Consider the following 21,099-nt stretch of genomic DNA (forward strand, 5'->3'; position numbering starts at 1 on the left):
TCAGGGTTCCTGTGTCTCGTTCGTCGCTCGCAGTTCTGTCCGGACGAATACCCCGTCCGGCGATTCTTCGGGCACGTACGTCGCCGCGCCGCCACACGCCTGGGCGTCGAAGCAGTATTCGACGCGGGGGGTCAGCGCGCGCACCTGTCCGCCCCCGGCTTCGACTGGAACCGACAGCCGGTATTCGAACCCGCCGATCCCGTCGTCGGCGAAGACCGTCACGTCGACATCTTCACGCCCCTCGATCGTAGGCTGTTCCTCGCTGCCGGCTTCGAGCAGGCCGACCGCTCGGACGGTGTCGCCGATGACGAGCCGGAACTGCAACTCGTCGCCAGTCTCTCTCGGGACGTAGTGGGCCGTGCCGTCGTCGGTCTCGACGGTGACGGTCGCGCTTGTGACGCGCTCGGGGAGGCCGACGCTGGCGTTCAGCGTGACGGATTCGCCCGAGCGCTCCCGGACGCGCTGGAGTCGGGCGGCCTCGGGCGAGTCGCCGAGCGGGTCCCAGACGCCCCGAAAGCCGAAGCGATAGAGATCGCGGTCGGGGAACGCCTCGGCGATCGCGAACGGGCGGTCGGCCATCGCGTAGACCGTCCGGCCGTCGTAGCCCGGATCGTTCCGCAGCGCCTGGAAGGGGTGGTTGAGCCAGGGGCCGTACGGCGTCGGCGTCAGCACGACCGCGTTGGCCGGTGGTTCGGGCTCGAACGGCGCGTAGGCCCGCTCGTAGGTGTCGGTCACGTCGGCGTTGCGCTCGACGGGTGGGCCGGCCCCACCGGCCGTGATCCCGCCGAGGACGAGCGTACTCACGAGGGTGATCGCGGCGAGGGCTGCCAGCACCGTTCGGCGCTCGAAGCGTGCGGTGAGAGCGGCCCGGAGGGCGTCGAACGCAGCCAGCGCGGCGACGGCCCCGAAGGCGGCCGTCGGGACCAGCAGGTCGAAGTGGTAGTACGGACCTAGCGAGGCGATCAGGCCGTCGCCGGCCGCGTCGAGGTCGCCGAGCAGGTTGTAGTTCCCCCAGAAGTACAGATTCCCGACCGGGACCGAGACGCCGACGGCTGCCAGGGTGGCTTGCCTGGCGTCCAGCCCTCGCCGGGCCGCCACGCCGAGTCCGGCGACCGCGAGCGCCGCGCCGACGATCCCGCCGGCGATCCAGCGGTCGACGAGCGTCGTGTGGACGTTCCAGTTGGCCTGCAGTGCAAGCCCGGGCGTGTACTCGACGCCGTGGTTGAGGAGTTCGCGGTGGCCGAACCCGAGGCCGTCCAGCGGGGCGAAGGCCTCGTAGGGGAACGTCAGGGGTGAGCCGGTGACGGCGGCGTTGTACGCGAGGGTTAGTCCGACGCCGACCAGGCCCAGGGTGGCAGTCGCCGCCTGCCGGGGGATCGCCGTCCGCCAGTCCCGGGCGAGCGTCCAGCACGCGTGAGCCACGAACGGCGCGGCGAACAGGACCGCGGTGTACGGTCGGGCGAAGAAGGCGAGGCCGATCGCGACGCCCGCCGCCGCGGCCCACCGCCAGTCGTCGGTCCGGTCGGCCCGCAGATAGGCATAGGCGAACGCCAGATTCAGCAGCGTCGTCGGCGCGTACGGCAGGAAGGTTGCGGTATCGAGGAGGAAGAGGGGGGAGGCCAGCACGAAGATAGCTGCGAGCAGGCCGGTCCGGCGGTCGAAAACCTCGTTCACGACGCCGGTCACGCCCGCGAGGATCCCGGCCGCGATGGCGGGCAGCGCCAGCCGATAGCCCCCGAGCAGTTCCCCGAGCGCGAACAGCCCGGCGGGGACGGGGTTGTACTTCGGGTAGAACCCCTCGCTCTCGACGAAGAACCACGGCCGGAAGACGCCCTCGACGGGCGGGGTGAGGGTGAGTTTGCCCTCCAGCAGCATCGCGGCCTGCTGGAGGTAGACGCCCTCGTCGTGATTCAGTGAATGGTATGGAAAGAGGTTCGTCGAGACGAGCCAGACGGCGAGTGCGCCGAGAAGGGCGAGTGCGAGCGTCGCGAGACGAAAGCGGCGTCGGTCCATCACGCGGGGAACCAGGCCAGGGGGTGGTCGGTCGCCAGGCGAACCCGGACGCGCTTGTCCATTCCGAGTTCCTCGGCGTGGTTGTGCTCACAGTGCAGGATGGCCCCGGAGTCGAGTTCGACGGTGTAGACGAACGAGGGGCCGGTGTACTGCCGATCGACGATCCGACCGTTGGTGCCCGCCGGATCGGCCGGCACGGCCCGGATGTCGTCGGGTCGAACGAGCACGTCAACATCGGCTCCCTCGTACTCGGTGTCGAGGCCCTCGATCCGGTCGGCGTCGAGACAGCCAAGCGGCGTGTCGACACAGCCCTCGGCGAAGGTTCCGGAGACGAACCCGGCCTGGCCGAGGAACTCGGCGACGAAGCGGGACTCGGGCTGCTGGAAGACGACCTCCGGGCGGCCGATCTGCTCGATTTGCCCGCCGTCGATGACGGCCACGCGGTCGCTGATCGAGAGGGCCTCCTCCTGGTCGTGGGTGACGGAGACGGCGGTGACGCCGGTCTCCTTGATGATCCGGCGGACCTCCCGGCGCATCTCCTCGCGCAGGCCGACGTCGAGGTTCGAGAAGGGTTCGTCGAGCAGGAGCACGTCGGGTTCGGGGGCGAGCGAGCGCGCGAGTGCGACCCGCTGGCGCTGGCCGCCCGAGAGGTCCTCCGGGCTCGCGTTCTCGTAGTCGCCGAGTCCGACGAGTTCGAGCAGGTCAGTCACTCGCTGGTCGATTTCGTCGTCCGGACGATCCTGGATGCCGAAGGCGACGTTCTCGCCCACAGTGAGGTGGGGAAACAGCGCGAACTCCTGGAAGACCAGTCCGACGTCGCGGTTCTCCGGTTTGACGAAGGTTCCCTCGTCAGCGACGGTCTCGCCGGCGACCCGGATCGTCCCGTCGTCGGGTTCGTCCAGTCCGGCGAGCAGTCGGAGCGTCGTCGTCTTCCCGCAGCCTGACGGTCCGAGTAGCGTGAGGAGTTCGCCGTCCTGGACGCGAAGACCGAGATCCGAGACGGCGGTCTCGGCCCCGAACTGGCGGGTAACGCCGTCGAGTTCGAGGACTGCCGTGCGGTTCTCGCCGGCTGTTTCGGCTGTGCCGGTCGTCTGGGGCTGTGCGTCGACTGGTGTTGATGGTTGTGATGCAGTCACGTGTTCGAACCCTCCTGGCTGAGGATGACGGCCATCGAGAGCGCGGAGATGACGATCAAGACGAGCGCAGGCACGGCCGCGCGACCGTAGAGGCCGGCTTCCCGCACTTCCCAGATATACGTCACTAGGGTATGATCGAACCAGAACGGCCGTAAGAGTAGCGTCGCCGGCAGTTCCTTCATGGTCGTCAGGAAGACGAGGGCCGCCCCGGTCGCGATGCCGGGGGCGATCAGCGGGAGCGTCACCGCCCGGAAGGCTTCCGTCCGGGTACGTCCGAGCGTCCGGGCGGCCTCGATGAGGCGGCGATCGACCTGCATCGTCGAGGTCCGGATCGCACCGATCGCCTGCGGAACGAATCGGACGACGTACGCGAAGACGAGAATCAGGAGCAGATCGTCGGCGGCTTCCGTCACCGACGGAGGCAGGCCATGCAGCGTGAACAGGACCAGCGCGAATGCGAGCACGATCCCCGGCGTGGCGTAGCCGACGTACGAGAGACGATCAGCCAGCGTCGCCAGCCGGGAGCGACCCCGTGCGGCCGCGACCGCCACCGGCAGCGCGACCAGCAGCGACCCGCCGGCAGCGAAGCCGGCCAGATACAGCGAGTTCCAGCCGTACGTCCAGGAAAAGGCCAGCCCGCCGGCCGTATAGGCACCCGCGTCGCTGAACAGCAACAGTCCGAAGACGGCCACCGGGACCGCGATAGCGAGGGCAGCCACGATGAGGGGGAACAACGCGGCGACGTATCGCCACGCGCCGAGTTCGATCACGGCACCGCCACTGGTTCCACGGCTCTGATAGGCTCCCTCGTCGTCGGCTCCGACCTTCGATTCGAGGTAGAGGATCACAGCCGTCACGCCGAGCAACTGGATGGACAGCAGGGCGGCCCACGGGCGCATCGTATTGTAGCGCGCGTAGATCGCCTGGGTGAACACTTCGACGCCCATGAAACTGGGTGTCCCGAAGTCCGCGAGGGTGTACAGCGCGACCAACAGCGCGCCGGCGGCGATCCCGGGGGCGATCTGTGGCAGCGTCACCCGCCGGAACGCTTCGAGTCGCCCGGCGTCGAGCGTCCGGGCGGCCTCGATGAGAGAGGTATCAAGCGACAGCAGTGACGCTCGCGTCGTCAACAGGACGTACGGGTAGGTGTAAAGCGTCAGGACGATCGCCGCGCCGGCGAACCCGTCGATCAACGGGAGCTGTTCGATCCCGAGTGGGGCGAGCACGCCCGTGAGGATGCCGCCCGAGCCAAAGGCCGAGAGGACCGCAAGCGCCCCGAGATAGCTGGGGATCGCCAGGGGGAGGGCTGCGAGGACGGTGAACAACCGAGCGAACGGGAGGTCAGTCCGGGCCGTCAGCAGGGCAATGGGGACCCCAACGAGGACGCTCGCCGCCGTGACGATGGTGACGAGTGCGACGCTGCGGAGGAGGATCTCGATCGTTCGGGGATCGACTGTGAGCGCCAGTGCGCGCGGGCCGAGGTTCAGGGCTTCCTCGAACAGCCAGGCTAAGGGTACGACCAGCGCGACGGCGATGGCGGCCGCGAGCAACGTCAGCCCCGAGGGGCGTCGGAAGCGGGACTCTCCCGGGAGGTGCTCGCGAAGGCGCGATAGTCGACCCTTCGTGCTCATCCCGAGACGCCGGCCTCGGACATCAGTTCCAGCGTCGGTTCGAGATCCGCCAGGTCAGCCAGATTGATGTCCGGGGGATTCAACTCGTCGACGGTCGGTAGGCCGCCGACCGGTTCGACGCCGGGGATCATCGGATAGGCGTAACTCACGGTGGCGAAGAACTCCTGGGCCTCCGCCGAGAGCAGGTGTCGCACGAAGTTCGTGATCAGGTCGTCTTTCTCCGTTCCTTTGACCTGGAGAACCCCGGCGACGTTGACCAGGCCCCCGGCGTCGCCGTTCGTGAACGCGAGATCCAGCGGGGCGTCGGGGCGCTGGTTTTTCACCCGCATCGCGTAGTAATGGTTGGCGAACCCGGCGGTCAGGTCACCGTCGGCCACCGCCTGGGTGACGAGGTACTCGTTGCGATGGCGATCGGTGCCGGCCTCCCGCATCGCTTCCAGCCACTGGCGGGTCGTCTCGGGCCCCTTCTGGAGCCGCATCGCGGTCACGAAGGCCTTGAACGCGCCGTAGGTCGGTGCCCACCCCATCGTTCCCCGGAGGGCCTCGGTCTCGGGGAACTGTGCGACTTTCTCCGGGATCTCGCTCTCGCTGATCACGTCGGTGTTGTAGGGGACGCTCCGGGCGCGGCCGGCGACGCCGACCCACGCGTTGTCAGCACCCCGAAAGTCCGCCGGAACGGGTTCGAGTGCCTCGTCAGCGAGTGGCTCGTAGGCGTCGTTTTCAGCCACGAAGCCGAGCGAGGCGGCGTCGATCGACCAGAAGAGATCGGCCTGCGTGGCCCCGGCTTCGACCTCCTCGACGATCGTCTGGGCCAGCGATGCCGAGGGCGAATTGCTGTCGAGGACGGAAAAGTCCGGATAGATATCCTCTAACATCCCGATAAAGCCCTTGTAGATGCCGCCCTCGCCGCCGCCGATGTAGAGATTCAACGATCCCGAGAGATCCGGCAGTTCGTCGATCGACGTGCCGCCGGGGGCCGGTCGCCCGTCGACGATCGCGCCCGATCCGCGGAACTCCGACAGCGACGGCACGCCCAGGTCCTCGCCGCTCCCCTCCGTCGTCTCGCCCCCGAAGGGGTTTGCACAGCCCGCCAGCCCGCCCAGCGCAGCTGCGCCGGCCGCCCCCAGGAACCGCCGCCGACTCGTCGATCTCCGTGTCATGTTGGGTTTAGGTTTGCCTAAATACGTATAAACTCCGTGATTTCGTCCGGGGTTCGCCGGCGTCTTTCCGTCTTCGTCGCGGCCGGACCGGTCGTCACGATCGGTCATTCCGCGACCACCGCCGTTTCCCGCCGCCCGTCGGCATCGAGTTCCGCCAGGCAGTCCACCCAGTCGTCGAGGTACTCGCCACAGTACGCGAGGAACTCGGCGTTCTCCCACTCGTCGTCCGCGCCGGTCTTGAGTTCCGTGGCGACGGCGCGGGCCACCTCGGCGTAGGAATCGGCGTCCGCGCCGGCGCGGTCGACGAGTTTCCAGACGTGTTCGTTGAGTTCGAGGCCGGCCACCTCGTTGGCCAGGTCGCCGAAGGTCGACCGCGGTGCCTTGTTGTGGTCACACAGCGGCGCGCCGTTGTAGATCCGTCCGCCGAGGACGTCGGCGGCACGTTTCAACAGCAGTCCCGACCAGATGTCGTCGAAGCGCCCGACGTCCCAGGGGTTGTCGTCCATCGGGAACTGGTAGAACGCCGGGACGACCTCCCGACGGAAGGCCAGGTTCATCGAGCAGACGGTGAGATAATTCCCACGTCCCGCGACGAAGTCGTCCCCGAAATCGTCCCGTGTCGTGCGGGTCTGGGCCTGTCCCTGGAGGTCGCCGTCCATGAGAATTCGGACCGCATCGAGGTCCGGGACGTTGGTCCACAGGCCTTGAGAGGCGACGACGCGCTCGACGCGCTCGGTCGTGACCGTCCGCTCTTCGTCCATCGCGCTGTAGGGATACCCGCGCGGATAGAGGTCCTCGGCCCCCTGGAGGACGTTCACCCACTGCTCGTCGGATTCGACGGCCGTGAGGTCGCCCTCGTAGGCGAGGTTGTCGAGGTGGGTTCCGAAGAAGTCGATATCGTCGTGTGGGGCGGTGTCGTCGTCGAGGAAGACGCCATACTCGAAGCGTTCGTGCGCCCAGAGATACAGTAGGCCGAAGGACGTCTGTGCGTGACTGGCGTCGGGAATCAGGTGCCCGTACTCGCTGATCCCCTGTGCCTCGAACCAGTCTTGGCGGCCACTTCCGTCGAAGACTGCCCCGTCGAGGCCCTCCTCGTCGAGCATCGCTTCCATCGCCGCGGTATCACAGAAGTCCTCGGTGACGAGGACGACGAAGAGTCGATCCAGATCGAACCCGTGCTCGCGGGCGTTCTCGGCGTACGCCCGGAGGAACTCGTGGTTTCTGATCGTCGGGACGACGACGCAGATATCTTGGGTAGTCATCGGTACTCCCGATTGTTTAGGGTAGCCTAAAAACGTGGCGATCGGGACATATGCGTGCTTTCAGCGGTGGACGCGTTGATTTGCCCGTGGGGAGCTCGCGATCATGTGTCGTCGCCAGCAGCGGTTGTCGTCGAGCTCTCGAAGTCCGTGACGTCGGGGATATCGACGTTCGTCTCCGAGGCGAGTGCGTCGACGTCTGACTGTTCCTCGGCGATGCCGGTCGTCATCAGCAGTCGGATGGCCCGGCGGACGCTGATATCGATCTCGTGGATGGTGTCTTCCGGCGCGAGCACGAGTCGGCCGCCGGTGATGTTCGGGCTGTGCGGGACGAAGACGTTGTAGGCCTTCCCGGTGGCTGACTGGGTCGAGGCCGGGCTCTCGCCGGTGACGAACCCGATGGCGAACAGCCCTTCACGGGGATATTCGATCAGGACGACGTTCTCGTAGCGGTTCTCCCGGTTGCGCAGCGCCTGGGTCATCTGGCGGACGCTCGTGTAGATGACCCGCACGACGGGGACGATCCCGAACGCCCGGTCGAACCACGAGAACGCCCAATCGCCGATCGACCGCTGGGTGAGATACCCCAGGGAAGTGATCACGAATATCAGTGTCAGGAACGTGATGACCTGGGCGACGAGCGTGATGTTGCCCGTGTACTGGGCCAGCGCAGTCGTCGAGACGATCGGATCGACGAACCCCGACAGCCAGCCGATCAGCAGTCTGAGGGCGACGATCGTGACCACGAGCGGGGCGACGAGAAACAGCCCCGCCACGAAACTCCGTCTGAGTGTATGCGCTCGTGACACAGTACGGCCGAGTTCGCGGTCATGCCCCTAACGTTTACCGGTGGTCCGGGCGTCACTGCGAGGACGGGCGACGCCGATCGCAGTCGCCAAGGTCCGTGGGGTTGTGTCACGTCAGTCCCGCAGGCCAAGCGCCAGGGTCGTCGCGGCGACGACCAGCAGTGCCACGCCGGGGAGTGAGACCCCGACCGAAAGCGTCTCGTAGGCGACGTAGGCGACCATCGCGACCAGTGATGCGACGACGGTCACGATCGCGATGTGGAGGAACTCGGCGCGTTCGACGCTCCCACCGTCGAGTTCGGCGTCGATCGTGAACGCCCCCAGCGCGAACTCCCAGGCGAGGACGCTGCCCACGACCGCCGGGAGCAACCGCTCGACGGCAATCCCGACGAACGCGGTGGCGATCACGGCCCCGACCACTGCAACTGCCCCGAGTCCCGTCACCGTTCGCATATGTCGCGTCAGCCCGACCGCGAGGCCGGCGACGCCGATCACACATCCGACCAGCGAGACCGTCGTGATCGGGGCCACGACCAGTGTGACGCCGAGTGCGGCCACCAGCGCGCCCGCCCTGAGGACGGCCCCGGGCTGGTGGGTAAACCGCGACGGGGCGCTCATGCCGACCACCTCGATCCGGCCCGCGTGAGTGCAACGCCCAGTTCCTCCCCGTCCGCCCAGTCGATGACCCGGACGCCGGCCTCCCGTAACGCCTCGATCCGGTGGCGCCGTTCGAGGCGGACGAGTCGCTCGCCGACGGTGTCACCCGTCGTCACGTCCGGACTCAGCACCGTGACCGGATGGCCGTACGCGCGCAGCCGGTGGATCACGAAGCGGTAGGTGGGGTCGGTGAGCGCCGACACCAGCACGACCTGGGTCTCCTCGGGGAACCGGCGGTGGAACTCCCGGACCCAGCGTGGGCTAAAGGTATCACTGTCGGGCGTCGTCGCCGGGAACGCGTCCGCTGTCGCCAGGGCACGCTCGACGTGCTCGCGGTGATCGTACCCCGTCCCCGGTGGGATCCACACCGGCGTCGGTCCGAGCGCCGCGATGCCGACCCGGTCGCCGGTCCCCAACAACGACCCACACACCCGTCTGGCAGCGGCGATCGACCGTTCGAGTGCGGTCGGCTCGTTCGGTTTCGGGGCTGTATACGACGATCCGGCGGTCTCGATGGCGATTGCGACCGACGCGGCTTGTTCTTCCCTGAACTCGATCGTCGTGAGTTCCTCGCTTGGCGATCGCGCCAGGCGTTTCCAGTCGATGCGATTCGTCGGGTCGCCCGACCGATACTCCCGGGTCGCGTAGAACGCCACACCTTCACCGCCCTCGGCGGGGATCCGCCCCAGTGACTCGCTTGCGTGTTCGAACAGCGGGACGTTCACGGGCGTGGCCTGCAACGCCGGAATACAGGAAAGCGACGTGTCGGCGTCTTCGACGGCCTCAACGAGGTGTGTGCGCGCCGACCGACCCGCGTAATCCCGGACGATCGCGTAGACGGGATCGAACTCGTGGGTTCCCCGGCGGGCAGTGACGGTGTACTCGACGGTCGTCGCCTCGCCGGGGCGAAGCGCCGTCCCGCGTCGGGGCGATCCCTCGGTCACTGAGAGACCCTCCGGGACGCCGTCGACGACCCGGAGGTCGGGTAGCGTCCGGTCGCCGTCGTTGCGAACCGTCGTCGTCACCGTGACCTCGTCCCCGGGATCGGGATGGCGGGGGTCGAGCGTCCGCTCGACGGTCAGCGTGGCGTCCGGTGGCGTCACGAACCGGGCGAACACCAGGACGCCGATCGGGACTGCCCCGGCGAGTACGACCCCGGAATCCTGGACGAACAGGCCGAGGCCGACCAACGCGACGCCAAGCGGGACCAGCGGTCGAAACCGCGCGGCGGTGACGACGTCGTACAGCTGACGGCCGCCGACCGTCCCCACCGCGAGATCGGCAGTCGAGTGTCGCTCCTCGGTGTCCCGGTTCTCTTCGAGGGCGAGACGTCCCTTGCCTTTCCCTTCGATGAGCTCGGACTCGCCTTCGAGCGTGGCGACTGTCCGCCTCACGAGGCGCTGGAAGTCCGAAGGGTCCTCGCGCAGGACGCCACGAACGCGCCCGGAAAGCCCCTCGGCGATCTCCGCGTCAGCGTTTCGCAAGAACGCCGAGGTCGGCCCGTCCCGTGGCCAGTCGCCGGCGTCGATCGCGGCCATCGCAGCCTCCGGGGTCGTCCCCCGTTGGCGAGCGAGGATTCTGGCCGCGAGTTCCCGAAGCCGATCGTGGATGTTGGCGCGATCCGGGAGATAGCCGGTTCCACTGCCGTCGAACTGCGCGAGCGTCCGGTCGAATGCGTTCCCCGGTGTCGGCGGTGTGGGCGTTCGCTCGACCGCCGGGGGTTCGACGTCGCTTGCCGTCCGCCAGTCGCGGTAGACCAGCAGCGCCATCACACCGGCGAGTACCCCGCCGCCCGCATACAACACTCCTGTCAGACCCGAGACACCACCCGCGGTAGTGGTCATGATCGCCACGCCCCCGCCGGCCAGCGACGTGAGCCCGATCACGACCGCGAACCTGCGCAGTCCATCGTTCACGAACCCTCACCTCCTTCAGCCGCCGCCTGCTCGGGACCGTGCGTGGCCTCGATACGTTCGAGCGCGGCGACGGCACGCTCTCGGCGCTCGTCGGTCAACGGCGCGTCACCGTACCGAACCTCCTCGAACGTCTCGGTGAGGACGCCGACGTCGTCGGGATCCATCCCCGCCTCGATCGCCGCCGTTTCGAACTGTCTCGGGGTCGACTCCTGGGAATCGCCGACACCCAGCAGCGTGACCATCGTCCCCCAGGCCCGATAGATCGCGTTGTCGGCCGCCCGCGGCGTTTCGGCGGCCTCGACGCGGTCGGCGGTGTCGCCGGCGACCTGTGCGAGGCTGGACAGTTCGGCGTCGACAGCGCCCGTCTCGCCACCCGCCTCGGCGGACAGGACCGACCTGAGCGCGTCGGACCGCCAGGCGAGGAAGGCGAGGACGGCCACGACACCCCCGACGATGATGATCGTCGTTGCCCCCCCGGCCGGAAGGACCAGCGGCGTCCCGGACCCCTCCCCGAACCCCGTCGTTCCCTGGGGGGTCGAGGGTGTTTGCGGCGTTAGCGACCTGTCCGGCGTCGGCGGCCCGCCGGTCGATAGATTGTTGAGCAACATGACAAGCAGCCAGAATCCGGCGGCGAACGCCGCTGTCCCGGCCGCAATGCCGACGAGCAGCTTGAAGCTTTCCCAGGGCTCGCTGGCGAACTGCACGAGCGTCGCCAGCAGTCCGATCAGGACCATCGCGGTCAGGACCGGGCGCAACAGCGTTTCGACCGCCTCGGGTTGGGTATCCCCGCCGTCCAGCGGGGGCTGTTCGAGCCCCACCCGGTCGCCGCCCTGCTCGGCGGTGAACAGCGGTCCGACCGCCACGGCGGCGAGGATCACGGCGAGGATAGCCAGCAGGGCGATCGCTCCCTGGGTGCGGTTCTCAGCCATCCTCCTTACGCACTCGCGTCCGCCTGGACTGTCGGGACCGGCGTGTCCTCGACGATCTCCCGGACGAGCTCGCGCTTTTCGATCTCCTGGACGGTGGCCTCGGGCGTGAGCACCAGCCGGTGTGCCAGGACCGGCTCGGCCATCCGGGTGACGTCGTCCGGAACGACGTAGTCCCGCCCCTCGATCACGGCGTAGGCCCGGCTGGCCTCCAGCAGGCGCTGGGTCCCACGCGGGGAGACACCGGTTCGAATGTGGTGGTGCGAGCGGGTCTCCCGCGTGAGGTCGAGCATGAACTCCCGGAGGTCCCCCTCGACGCTGACCGTCTCGGGGACGTCTCGGAGGGATTGGACTGTCCCGGATTCGAGTAATTTCTCGACCGACGGCGTCGCCGCGTCGCGGGCAAGTCGCCGATCCAGGATCGTCCGCTCGCCGCCGCGATCGGGATACCCGAGCTGGGTCTTGATCAGGAAGCGGTCCTTCTGTGCCTCGGGGAGTTCGAACGTGCCGCTCTCCTCGATCGGGTTCTGGGTCGCGATCACGAAGAAGGGGGCGGGCAGCGGGTGGGTGTCGCCCTCGATGGTGACCTGGCCCTCCTCCATGGCTTCCAGCAGCGCCGACTGGGTCTTCGGCGGCGCGCGGTTGAGTTCGTCCGCCAGCACGACGTTCGCAAAGAGTGGCCCCTGGCGGAACTCGAACTCCCGGTCGCGCTGGTTGAACACCTGGCTCCCCATGACGTCCGCCGGCAGGAGGTCCGGCGTGAGCTGGACGCGCGAGAACGACAGCCCCAGCACCGTCGCCGTCGAGCGCGCCGTCAGCGTCTTTCCCGTCCCCGGTACGTCCTCGATCAGCACGTGTCCCCCGGCGAGCAACCCGACGAGGAGGTCCTCGAAGAACGTCCGGTCGGCGACGACCGCCTCGTTCAACAGGTCGATTACCTCCCGACACTGCGTTGCCGCCGCGTCGATATCCATGTCGTGTGGTGACGGCTCGTCCACGTTTATAATTGTATAGGATTTTCTGCCGGAGAAAGGGGTGATGGGGCTGGATTGGGAGTGGCGTCGGGACTGTTCGGTTCTCGCGGTTCGATCATTGGACCGTGCAGTGTGTCAGAGAAGGGTTCGCACACACTCTATTCAAGATTTGACAAGACTCGCGTGCAAGATATAGGGCGCTTATCGGCTACCTCCAATCACCAAACAGATTGTATGCCCGAGAGATTCCGTTTCCAAGTTTGCTATGTGTCTGATTACTCTCAACGTCCCAACCCCGGTCTTCGAGTCGCTCAACAATCCCCTCACGATGCATTTCGCCCACCAGAATCAGTGCTTTGTCGTAATTATTCTCTGTTGTATATTCAACGATATTCTCGACCATAGCCTGATTTCTTTCGCTAGAGTTAGTAGGGTTAACTATCGAGAATATATGGACTAGCCCGGGAAGTGTGGGAAAGAATAGGAGATATAAATGCCACTCCCGATAGGGGAACCACGAAAAACACTTGTAAAATAGATTACCAACCACCTCGGGCTGAGTTAGGATAGCAATTGAACCGAATGCTGCGAAAAGTAACAAAGTCCATCGAAGCCAATCACTAGTAAACCCCCAGATCTCCCTATGTTTTGCGTCAATACGCTTATTTGAATCAATCTCAACTTCATCAACAGGGTCCTGTTGTGCTATCTTGAGCCCATCAAACACTTTGTGAAGGAATACACTTGCTGTTGTGAGGAATATCGCGCCAATGGCATAATATCCGAAGCCAAATTTGGAGTTTTGTAGGTTGTACACTGGCACCCTTCCTTCGACGAGAAGAGTATCCCAGTCCTCCAGATTCCTCTCGAGGAGAGCATTAACATCATCATTCGAAAGGTGGATCTCACCCTGAACGATGGCTGTTTTTTCTGAGTCAGTGGGTTCACACATCTGATGTTAACGTCATATTCCCATAGTGAATAACAAGATTTTCGCTACTGAACCCTGCCTCTGTATCTTGCATGACCTTCTGAAATCATACTCAGTCCAGACTGTTTCCCCACCCGTTTGCATTGCAAAATCCGTTGTGAGTGGTCCTATAACACGTTGAAGAAGGTTAGATCACGGCGCAACCGCGCCGACGTTCCCGTTCGATCCCCCAAAGGGAATGTCGATCTCGAGACCGTCGTACGCCAGTGTCGGTTGCTTCGCCTGCCCCGATCCGCCGCCGTCGAACTCAATGACGCCAATGTCCTCGAGTTCAGAGAGGTTTCGATGGACCTGTTTGTAGTCGCGCTCCACCAGCTCGGCGGCTTCGCTGATACTCGCCGGCTCGTGTTCGGAGATCGCTTCAAGCAGTTCCAGGTTCTTCGGACTCAGGAGCCGACTGAGTTCAGCGTACGAGCCGAAGTTCAGCACTGGCTGGGCGTCGTCGAGATTCTCACCCGCTTGGGCAGCTTTGATGCGGCTGCGCGTGCGCTGATCGAGGCGGTCGCGGTCGCCGACGGTGACTTTGAGCGTGGGCATGGTGTCTCTCCTGGAGGCGTCCTACGCCGACCAATCCCACGAGACGGGGGTTTGCTCTTCGACTTCCTGTTTGAAGCGGTCGTAGAGCGTCAGCATTCCCGGAAACTCGATGGTTTCGACGCCGTCCCGGGTATGCCGCTCGTGGCCTTTCGTCCGTTCGTGTGCGTTGTCGTAGCGGAGGATGGTGTCGCCGCCGACTTCCCCGAGGTGGAGGCTGTAGTCCCAGCCACTCGGGTACTTCTCAACCTCCGTTTGACGGATGGTCACGTCGACGACGTAGCCGCTTTCGACATCCTGCCAGTCTTCGACGGTCGTGTAGGACGCCATCCGTTACCCTATGTTATGTGGTCCATAGAAATAAGCCTATGGACTCGATAACATACGGATGTGGGCCTCTGTATTCACGGAGTACACAGTCCGACGCCCGTTTCCGTCCTGGTCGACCAGCTCGTAGCGCTCACGACTCTCGAAGATGTCCACGGTCTCGCCGATACTGAAGCCCGGAAACCAGAAACCCGGAAACCCGGAAACCACCCCCGGTCGCTTATCACGCTCGCCGCGAAATCGTCGCCTGATGATCGAGGACGCCCGCGTGCTCCGCGAGGAGTTCGTCCCGAACGACGTCGTCCACCGCGACGGCGAGGTCGACGCGCTCTCGGCCGTCCTCGAACCCGTCGTCGAGGGCGACCCGCCCGAGTCCGCGCTGCTCACCGGCCCCTCGGGGGCCGGCAAGACCACCATCGCGAAGTTCGTCGTCGGCCGCCTCCGGGAGACCGCCCTCGACGTCGAGTCGATCCACGTCAACTGCTGGCAATCGTACACCCGATTCAAAGCCCTCTATCGGATTCTCGAAGGGCTCGGCCGGACGATCGACGTCCACCGCCAGTCGACGCCCCACGACGAACTCCTCGACCGTCTGGAAGCCTACGACGGCCCGCCGGTGATCGTCACGCTCGACGAGGTCGACCAGCTCGAGGACGGCCATCTTATCTACGATCTCTATCGCCTCCCCACGTTCGCGGTCGTCCTGATCACCAACGACGAGGAAGAGCTGCTGGCCGGCCTCGACGAGCGCGTCCGGTCGCGGCTTCACACCGCCGAGACGATCCATTTCGATCGCTACGACATCGACGAGCTGACCGACATCATGGCCGACCGCGTCGACCACGGGCTTTCCGCTGATGCCGTCGACTTCGACCAGCTTCGCTGGATCGCCGACGCCGCCGCCGGCGACGCCCGGGTCGGGTTGAGCATCCTCCGGAGTGCCGCACGGCGGGCTGACCGCGACGGGGCCGACGCTGTCCGTGACGAACACGTCGAGGCCGCGATCCCCGAAGCCCGCCGGGAAGTCCGGTCGCGGGCCCTCGACGCACTCCACAAGGAGCAACGGAAAGTATTCGAAATCCTCCAGGAGAGCGACGGGCTCCCGCCGCGGGAGGTCTACGATCGGTACGTCGCGGCGGTCGAGGATCCCCGGACGAAACGGACGGTCCGGTCGTGGCTCCAGAAACTCGAACAGTACAACCTGGTCGAGGCCGACGGGAGTGGCCCGACCCGGACGTATCGCGTCATCGCCGAGGAGTAGCTGTGCGTTCGTCCACCTTCGGGGAGCGATGGAACCCATGGCCGAGTGGTGACGACCCGACAGTCAGGGTCGAACCCACGTCACGGAACTGATAGTCGGATGAAAACTTATGCAGGCATCGAACGAACTCCCGGATCATGCGCCGGCGTACCTTCCTCGGGACGGTCGTCGCCGCCGGGCTGGCCGGGTGTACGGCCCCCGCGAGCGACGAGACGCCTGGGGCAACGACGACCGTCGCGGGGCCGACGGTGGCGACCCCGCCCGAGCCAGACCCGGAGCGCGATCCGCTCCAGGCGGAGGGCTCGCAGATCGTGACGGCCGCGGCCACCGACCGCGTCTACGCGCTGGGCGCGGGCGGTGGGGGCGGTGACGAGGAGTGGTTGTGGGACAGCTTCCAGTTCGTCTCGGAACCGGACGCCGACGGCCCCGCGCTCGTCGAGGGGACACTCACCAATAATGGCGACTTCGAGCACGTAATCGCCTTCGAGAAGCTCTCGCCGTTCGGTGGGAACGGCTGGTTCCGGCCGGACGGCTATCTGGACGTGTCGATCCCGGGCAGGGACCGAAACCTCGTGCAACTGCTGGAACCGACCGCAGCACACGACTTCGTCGACGGGGAACCGTCGTTCCACCGCGACGGGGAAGGCGTCTGGCGGGTCCGGGAGCGCACCGATCGTGACACGCCGGACTACCTGCGACTCGCCCCGGGCCAGACCATCTACGGGCAGTGGGCGCTCGTCGCCGACACCGTCGAGTTCGACGGCCGAGTGCCCGTCCCCGGGCGATACAGTACCGCCGACACCTCCGAAGTCCACCTGTCGATCGGCATCTGGGACCGGACCGCGCCCGGGCCGAGCGAGGAATCCATCCACGCGGGCCGGGACGTCCCGCCGCCGCCTCCCACCCGCGAAGACGTGACTAAGAGGGTCTGGTATCACGAGGCCGGTCCCGAGACGCCGGTTTTCCTCCACCCGGAGACGGAGGCGGGAACCCTCCCGCTACGGGTTGACTTCACGCTCGTCAATCACACCGTCGAGCAGGCGTTCGGGCTCAACCCGTACAACTGGGGACTGTACAAATTGCACGATGACACGTGGTATCATATCGCACTCCAGAACATTCCGCTGCCAGGGGGATCGCTCCAGCCCGGGAGCATCGCTCGGAAAACACATACACTGTTCAACGGGCGGCGGCTCGGCGGTCCGCCCGGATTCGACGACACGGACGACAGCTACCGGCGGACGGTTCCGTACCTCGGGCCGGGGCTGTACGCCTACGCGCGTGACCTCATGTTCGAGGACACGTACCGCTGCTACGCGGCGCTACTCGAACTCGACGGCGACCCAGTCGCGGTGACGCCGGCCGCGGATCTGTCCATCGAACGCGGCGGTGACACCATCGAGGCGGTCCATCCCGAGGTCGACACCAGCCGGCGGAACCACCGGCTCACCGTCGAGCGCGCCCCAGAGGCCGAGACCGACGAGCGAGTCCTCCCGGAACAGATCATGACCGTCGATTACGCGACGGGGCTCCGGAACGCCATCGGCCTGCTCGAGCCCGGCGTCGGGACCGTGCGCCTCGAAACCCCGACGTACGAGGTCAGTATAGCGGGAGACATCGCGGATCGCTCGCCCGTGATCCTCGAATCGCCCGACGGGCCGGTCACGATCCGGGTCGGGATCGAGGACCTCTGGGAGTGAGTGCCATGTGACGCTTCCGGAAACCAATATGGCGACCCGGCATCCGGAACCGACCCGGAAACGACGCCGATAGCGGTGCAGTCCCCCGGTTTCACCCTGTTTTCGGCCGATCCGGAAACCATGAAACGACACACCAGCCGGTTTGACGGTCCCGGCGGATCGTTGTCGTATGGAACACGACGCGATCACCGGACGGATGGGAGCGGACAGCCGGCGAGGCGGATCGTCGATCGGGGACCCGCGATGGCCGGTTTCGAGTAGCGAGGACCTCCCGGGCCAGCGTGCACGGCAGCGATCCAGTGGCGAGATCGACGACGCGGCGACCGCCGTGGACGTTGACGACGGCCTCGCCCTCCCGGAACTGCCGAGGCTCGAAGACGACCTCTATCTGCTGGAACCCGACGCGGGAACCGCGCGATCGCGACGCGACGCCGTCGTCGGCCCGCTTCACGCGCTCGCACTCGATACCGCGCTCTCGGCGGGCGGCGACGTTGTCTGGGTCGACGCGGGGGGCCACGCCACGACGCACGCCTTCGCCCGCGTCGCCCCGGCCGAGCGTGCGCTCGATCGCGTCCACGTCGCCCGCGCGTTCACGACCCACCAGCACTACACCCTGGTCGAGCAACTCGGCCGGTGGCTGGCCGACGACAGCGATGGCGATTCGCCCTTCGGCGCGCCGGCGACGGACCGCCCCGCAATTGTCGTCGCCCCGGCACTCGACGCGCTCTACCGCAAGGGAGAACTCCGGGACGGTGACGCTCGACGCCTCCTCACGCGCTCGCTGGCGACCCTCGCCGCGATCGCCCGCGAACACCACATCCCGGTCATCCTGACGCGGTCCAGGGCCGACAGCGACACCGACCCGATCGAGGCGGCTGCCACGACGATCGCCCTCGAAGAAACCCAGTTCGGCCCCCGATTCGAGTGCGACGACCTCGACTTCGAGACGCTGGTCTACCGCGTTGAGGAGGGGGTCCACCAGACGACGATCACCTACTGGGCGGAGATCCTCCGGGCTCGGCACCCGGCCGTCGCGTCCGGCGGCTCCGTCGGGGCGAGTGGATCCGGATCGACCGCATCGACGCCAACCATCGGGCCGGCGGAAATCAGGTGACAACGATGGGACGGACCAACCCCACGTTCCGGGATGTGCTCCGGTCGGTCGAGGGCCGCTGGGCCCCCTTCCGGCGGGCGCTGCGCTACGAGGACCAGCAGCGCTTCGATCGCCTCCTCGGGCACGCCCGAACGCACGCCGACGCGGCGGGCAATTTGAACCACCATTCCCCGATCGTGCCGGTCCTGCTCGCGATCTCGCTCGCCCAGGAACGGCGGATCGACGACCTCGGAGCGCGACTCGACGAACTCGAAGGGGAGATCGGCGAGCAGGCGGATCGCGTCGACGACCTCGAAGCCCAAATCGACGATTTCGGGCACCAATACGACGAAATCTCGGCGGAGAATGAGACATCTCCACACGAAAGAACAGGGTGAGGTTTCGGGCGATGGTCTTCACGATCGACTTCCTCGGCGACGGCGACCCGCTCGTGTGGTCCCTCGACGGCACCGTCGATCAACCGGCGTGGTCGGCGTCGCGCGCGGCCGCGTATCGCCCGACGGTGTACGCGGTCGCGGCGCGTGGGATGACCGAACGCGACCCCGACCCCGAGGCCTGCATCGCCGATTTGGCCGATCTCCGGACGGATCTCGGGATGCATCCGGCTGTCGTAGACCTTGGCTTCGAGTGGAAGTCGCCAGGGTTTCGCTTTGCCGATCAGCCCGTCCTCCGGATCGATGTCGACCGGGTCGATACAGTCCGGGCGGTCGCCCGCTTCGTCGAGGATCGCGGCCCACCCGGTCGGGTTCCCTTCCGGGCGTTCGACGTGGACTTCTCGCCGGAGTTCCGGTACTGTCTGGAAACCGGGATCGACCCGACGCCTGGGCGGCCCCCGCGCGTGCTTCGGCTGGACCTGCCCCGGACGGCGGCGGCTGCGGGCGATCTCACCGAATTGGCGATCGGCGCGCGGACGACGGCCCCGACGGCCCCGACGGTCACTGCCGAGCCCACGTCGGCGGCGACGCAGCCGGCCGGCGACACCGTCGAGGAGACGCTTTCGACGCTCCGGCGGCGGCTGGCGGTCGAGGATCCGGACGTGCTCTGGGTCGAACGGAGCGATATCCTCCCGCTGCTCGACGAGGCGGCCACCGAGCACGGCGTCGACCTCGGCCTCCAGCGCGTCCCGAGCCGTGAATCGCGGGACGAAATCCCGGCCGTCCAGCAACTCGCGGGGGCGTCGACCTTCGAGTCCTACGGGCGACGGATGCACTCCCCGGCGCGGTACAACGTCCCCGGCCGGGTCGTGATCGACCGTTCGAACACGTTCTTCCTCGGCGAGACGAACCTCGCGGGGGCACTCGACCTCGTTGCCCGGTCGGGCAAGCCGCTGCAGGAACTGTCCTGGGCGTCGATAGGCAATGTGCTCACGGCGATCCAGATCCGGGCCGTCCGAAAGCGGGATGTCCTCGTCCAGTGGCGGGCCTGGCGACCGGAGCGGTTCAAGACCGCCCGGACGCTCCACGACGCCGATCGGGGCGGAACCACGCTCTCACCGATCGTCGGCGTTCACGACACCGTCCACGAACTCGACTTCGCGTCGATGTACCCCAACATCATCTGCGAACACAATCTCTCGCCCGAGACGGTCCGGTGTGGGTGTCACGATGGCGACGATGTGCCCGAGTTGGGCTATTCCGTCTGTGATTGCGAGGGCTATCTCCCCGACGTCCTCGAGCCGATCATCGACGACCGTGCCGCGATGAAACGCCGGCTGGCCGAGGACGACCTCTCGGCCGCCGAGCGACGCGCACTCTCCGGGCAAGTGGACGCCCTGAAGTGGATCCTCGTCTCGTGTTTCGGGTATCAGGGGTTCAGCAACGCCAAGTTCGGCCGGATCGAGGTCCACGAGGCGATCAACGCCCACGCACGCGACGTCCTCCTCTCGGCCAAAGAACGCCTGGAAGCCGGCGGCTGGTCGGTCCTGCACGGCATCGTCGACTCGATCTGGGTGACGCCCCGCGAGGGGGCGACCCAGGAGCCACTCGACCCTATCGCTGCGGAAATCACCGACGATGTCGGGATCGCCCTGGAGCACGAGGGGGCCTTCGACTGGGTGGCGTTCTGCCCCCGACGCGACGGCGAGGGCGGGGCGCTGACGAAGTACTTCGGCAGTCGGCGCGATCCGGACGGGGACGACCCCTTCAAGGTTCGCGGGCTCGCCTGCCGGCAGCGCTCGACCCCGGCGTGGGTCGCGGGGCTTCAGCGGTCGCTCATCGAGACGTTCGACGGGACGCGCGATCCGAGCGCGGTGATCGACACGCTCGCGGCCCACCTCGCAACTCTTGCGGCCGGCGATGTCCCGACGACGGACCTGCTCGTCCGGAATCGCGCTTCGAAGGATGTCGACGCCTACACGCACCGGACCCGCACCGTCGCCGTGCTGGAGCGCGGTGAGGCAATGGGGCTGGACTACGCGCCGGGTCAAGACGTGGTCTACGTCGTCCGCGACGACGACAGAGATGGGATGGACCGAGTGCGGCTGGCGTCGGAGATCGACGACGAGAGCGACTACGACGCAGGCTACTACCGCGAGGCGGCGATCAGGGCCGCGGTCGGCGTCCTCGGCCCGCTGGACTGGACGGACGCGGACGTCCGGGACGCACTCGCCGGCGAGCGGGACGCGACGCTGTCGGCGTTTGATACGGTCGATTGCGGTCGTGGTGCCGATTCGTCTCGCTATTAGGGATCCGACGG

Annotated in this window: 18 protein-coding genes; 5 read left to right on the forward strand and 13 right to left on the reverse strand. The window is 66.7% G+C overall.

The window, feature by feature from the left end; all coding sequences use genetic code 11:
* The 13 genes from SVXhr_RS12670 to SVXhr_RS12730 form a co-directional block, all read right to left on the reverse strand.
* Entirely contained in the window at positions 1-2,013 is a 2,013-nt protein-coding gene (locus SVXhr_RS12670; protein ID WP_275737610.1) for a glycosyltransferase family 39 protein, read from the reverse strand.
* Positions 2,013-3,149, reverse strand: a complete 1,137-nt coding sequence (locus tag SVXhr_RS12675; RefSeq protein WP_275737612.1) for an ABC transporter ATP-binding protein — start codon at positions 3,147-3,149, stop codon at positions 2,013-2,015. Before SVXhr_RS12675 ends, SVXhr_RS12670 begins: the two co-directional genes overlap by 1 nt.
* Entirely contained in the window at positions 3,146-4,780 is a 1,635-nt protein-coding gene (locus SVXhr_RS12680) for an iron ABC transporter permease (protein WP_275737614.1), read from the reverse strand. The genes SVXhr_RS12675 and SVXhr_RS12680 overlap by 4 nt, the downstream gene beginning before the upstream one ends.
* Positions 4,777-5,940: an extracellular solute-binding protein gene (locus SVXhr_RS12685; RefSeq protein WP_275737616.1), complete on the reverse strand. Its 1,164-nt coding sequence runs from the start codon at positions 5,938-5,940 to the stop codon at positions 4,777-4,779. The genes SVXhr_RS12680 and SVXhr_RS12685 overlap by 4 nt, the downstream gene beginning before the upstream one ends.
* A gap of 104 nt (positions 5,941-6,044) precedes the next feature.
* Positions 6,045-7,202 carry an alpha-1 4-glucan-protein synthase gene (locus SVXhr_RS12690; RefSeq protein ID WP_275737618.1) on the reverse strand — a complete coding sequence of 386 codons (1,158 nt, stop codon included), beginning with the start codon at positions 7,200-7,202 and terminating at the stop codon, positions 6,045-6,047.
* Positions 7,203-7,303: 101 nt separating this feature from the next.
* Positions 7,304-8,008: a DUF502 domain-containing protein gene (locus tag SVXhr_RS12695; protein ID WP_275737619.1), complete on the reverse strand. Its 705-nt coding sequence runs from the start codon at positions 8,006-8,008 to the stop codon at positions 7,304-7,306.
* Between the two features lie 111 nt (positions 8,009-8,119).
* Positions 8,120-8,623: a hypothetical protein gene (locus SVXhr_RS12700; protein ID WP_275737621.1), complete on the reverse strand. Its 504-nt coding sequence runs from the start codon at positions 8,621-8,623 to the stop codon at positions 8,120-8,122.
* The gene (locus SVXhr_RS12705; protein WP_275737623.1) at positions 8,620-10,578 is read right to left on the reverse strand and encodes a DUF58 domain-containing protein; all 1,959 of its coding nucleotides are present in this window, start codon (positions 10,576-10,578) and stop codon (positions 8,620-8,622) included. The genes SVXhr_RS12700 and SVXhr_RS12705 overlap by 4 nt, the downstream gene beginning before the upstream one ends.
* A complete protein-coding gene (locus SVXhr_RS12710) occupies positions 10,575-11,507 on the reverse strand; it encodes a DUF4129 domain-containing protein (RefSeq protein WP_275737625.1) in 933 nt (310 codons plus the stop codon). The genes SVXhr_RS12705 and SVXhr_RS12710 overlap by 4 nt, the downstream gene beginning before the upstream one ends.
* 5 nt (positions 11,508-11,512) lie before the next feature.
* Complete coding sequence (locus tag SVXhr_RS12715; RefSeq protein WP_275740948.1) at positions 11,513-12,478, reverse strand: MoxR family ATPase; 966 nt, start codon at positions 12,476-12,478, stop codon at positions 11,513-11,515.
* A gap of 208 nt (positions 12,479-12,686) precedes the next feature.
* Positions 12,687-13,430: a hypothetical protein gene (locus SVXhr_RS12720; protein ID WP_275737627.1), complete on the reverse strand. Its 744-nt coding sequence runs from the start codon at positions 13,428-13,430 to the stop codon at positions 12,687-12,689.
* 171 nt (positions 13,431-13,601) lie between these two features.
* On the reverse strand, positions 13,602-14,006 hold the full coding sequence (locus tag SVXhr_RS12725) for a transcriptional regulator (protein WP_275737629.1): 405 nt from the start codon (positions 14,004-14,006) through the stop codon (positions 13,602-13,604).
* 21 nt (positions 14,007-14,027) lie between these two features.
* Positions 14,028-14,333 carry a DUF6516 family protein gene (locus SVXhr_RS12730; protein ID WP_275737631.1) on the reverse strand — a complete coding sequence of 102 codons (306 nt, stop codon included), beginning with the start codon at positions 14,331-14,333 and terminating at the stop codon, positions 14,028-14,030.
* 247 nt (positions 14,334-14,580) lie between these two features.
* Between SVXhr_RS12730 and SVXhr_RS12735 the strand changes: the two genes are divergently transcribed.
* The 5 genes from SVXhr_RS12735 (at position 14,581) to SVXhr_RS12755 (ending at position 21,088) form a co-directional block, all read left to right on the forward strand.
* Complete coding sequence (locus SVXhr_RS12735) at positions 14,581-15,591, forward strand: Cdc6/Cdc18 family protein (protein WP_275737633.1); 1,011 nt, start codon at positions 14,581-14,583, stop codon at positions 15,589-15,591.
* A 137-nt stretch (positions 15,592-15,728) separates the two neighbouring features.
* Entirely contained in the window at positions 15,729-17,291 is a 1,563-nt protein-coding gene (locus tag SVXhr_RS12740; protein ID WP_275737634.1) for a hypothetical protein, read from the forward strand.
* Positions 17,292-17,460: 169 nt separating this feature from the next.
* Positions 17,461-18,405, forward strand: a complete 945-nt coding sequence (locus SVXhr_RS12745) for a hypothetical protein (protein WP_275737636.1) — start codon at positions 17,461-17,463, stop codon at positions 18,403-18,405.
* Positions 18,406-18,410: 5 nt separating this feature from the next.
* Positions 18,411-18,782, forward strand: a complete 372-nt coding sequence (locus SVXhr_RS12750) for a hypothetical protein (RefSeq protein WP_275737638.1) — start codon at positions 18,411-18,413, stop codon at positions 18,780-18,782.
* A gap of 11 nt (positions 18,783-18,793) precedes the next feature.
* Positions 18,794-21,088, forward strand: a complete 2,295-nt coding sequence (locus SVXhr_RS12755; protein ID WP_275737640.1) for a type B DNA-directed DNA polymerase — start codon at positions 18,794-18,796, stop codon at positions 21,086-21,088.
* Positions 21,089-21,099 lie beyond the last annotated feature (11 nt).

Origin of the sequence: Halorhabdus sp. SVX81, assembly GCF_029207715.1 — an archaeon.
Lineage (GTDB): Archaea > Halobacteriota > Halobacteria > Halobacteriales > Haloarculaceae > Halorhabdus.

What these genes read in the sequence shown, in the direction of transcription:
- SVXhr_RS12730 (WP_275737631.1), bottom strand. Translation starts at nt 14,333, where the DNA reads ATGGCGTCCTACACGACCGTCGAAGACTGGCAGGATGTCGAAAGCGGC.
- SVXhr_RS12745 (WP_275737636.1), top strand. Translation starts at nt 17,461, where the DNA reads ATGGAACACGACGCGATCACCGGACGGATGGGAGCGGACAGCCGGCGA.
- SVXhr_RS12685 (WP_275737616.1), bottom strand. Translation starts at nt 5,940, where the DNA reads ATGACACGGAGATCGACGAGTCGGCGGCGGTTCCTGGGGGCGGCCGGC.
- SVXhr_RS12715 (WP_275740948.1), bottom strand. Translation starts at nt 12,478, where the DNA reads ATGGATATCGACGCGGCGGCAACGCAGTGTCGGGAGGTAATCGACCTG.
- SVXhr_RS12700 (WP_275737621.1), bottom strand. Translation starts at nt 8,623, where the DNA reads ATGAGCGCCCCGTCGCGGTTTACCCACCAGCCCGGGGCCGTCCTCAGG.
- SVXhr_RS12735 (WP_275737633.1), top strand. Translation starts at nt 14,581, where the DNA reads ATGATCGAGGACGCCCGCGTGCTCCGCGAGGAGTTCGTCCCGAACGAC.
- SVXhr_RS12680 (WP_275737614.1), bottom strand. Translation starts at nt 4,780, where the DNA reads ATGAGCACGAAGGGTCGACTATCGCGCCTTCGCGAGCACCTCCCGGGA.
- SVXhr_RS12755 (WP_275737640.1), top strand. Translation starts at nt 18,794, where the DNA reads ATGGTCTTCACGATCGACTTCCTCGGCGACGGCGACCCGCTCGTGTGG.
- SVXhr_RS12670 (WP_275737610.1), bottom strand. Translation starts at nt 2,013, where the DNA reads ATGGACCGACGCCGCTTTCGTCTCGCGACGCTCGCACTCGCCCTTCTC.
- SVXhr_RS12725 (WP_275737629.1), bottom strand. Translation starts at nt 14,006, where the DNA reads ATGCCCACGCTCAAAGTCACCGTCGGCGACCGCGACCGCCTCGATCAG.
- SVXhr_RS12740 (WP_275737634.1), top strand. Translation starts at nt 15,729, where the DNA reads ATGCGCCGGCGTACCTTCCTCGGGACGGTCGTCGCCGCCGGGCTGGCC.
- SVXhr_RS12690 (WP_275737618.1), bottom strand. Translation starts at nt 7,202, where the DNA reads ATGACTACCCAAGATATCTGCGTCGTCGTCCCGACGATCAGAAACCAC.
- SVXhr_RS12710 (WP_275737625.1), bottom strand. Translation starts at nt 11,507, where the DNA reads ATGGCTGAGAACCGCACCCAGGGAGCGATCGCCCTGCTGGCTATCCTC.
- SVXhr_RS12750 (WP_275737638.1), top strand. Translation starts at nt 18,411, where the DNA reads ATGGGACGGACCAACCCCACGTTCCGGGATGTGCTCCGGTCGGTCGAG.
- SVXhr_RS12720 (WP_275737627.1), bottom strand. Translation starts at nt 13,430, where the DNA reads ATGTGTGAACCCACTGACTCAGAAAAAACAGCCATCGTTCAGGGTGAG.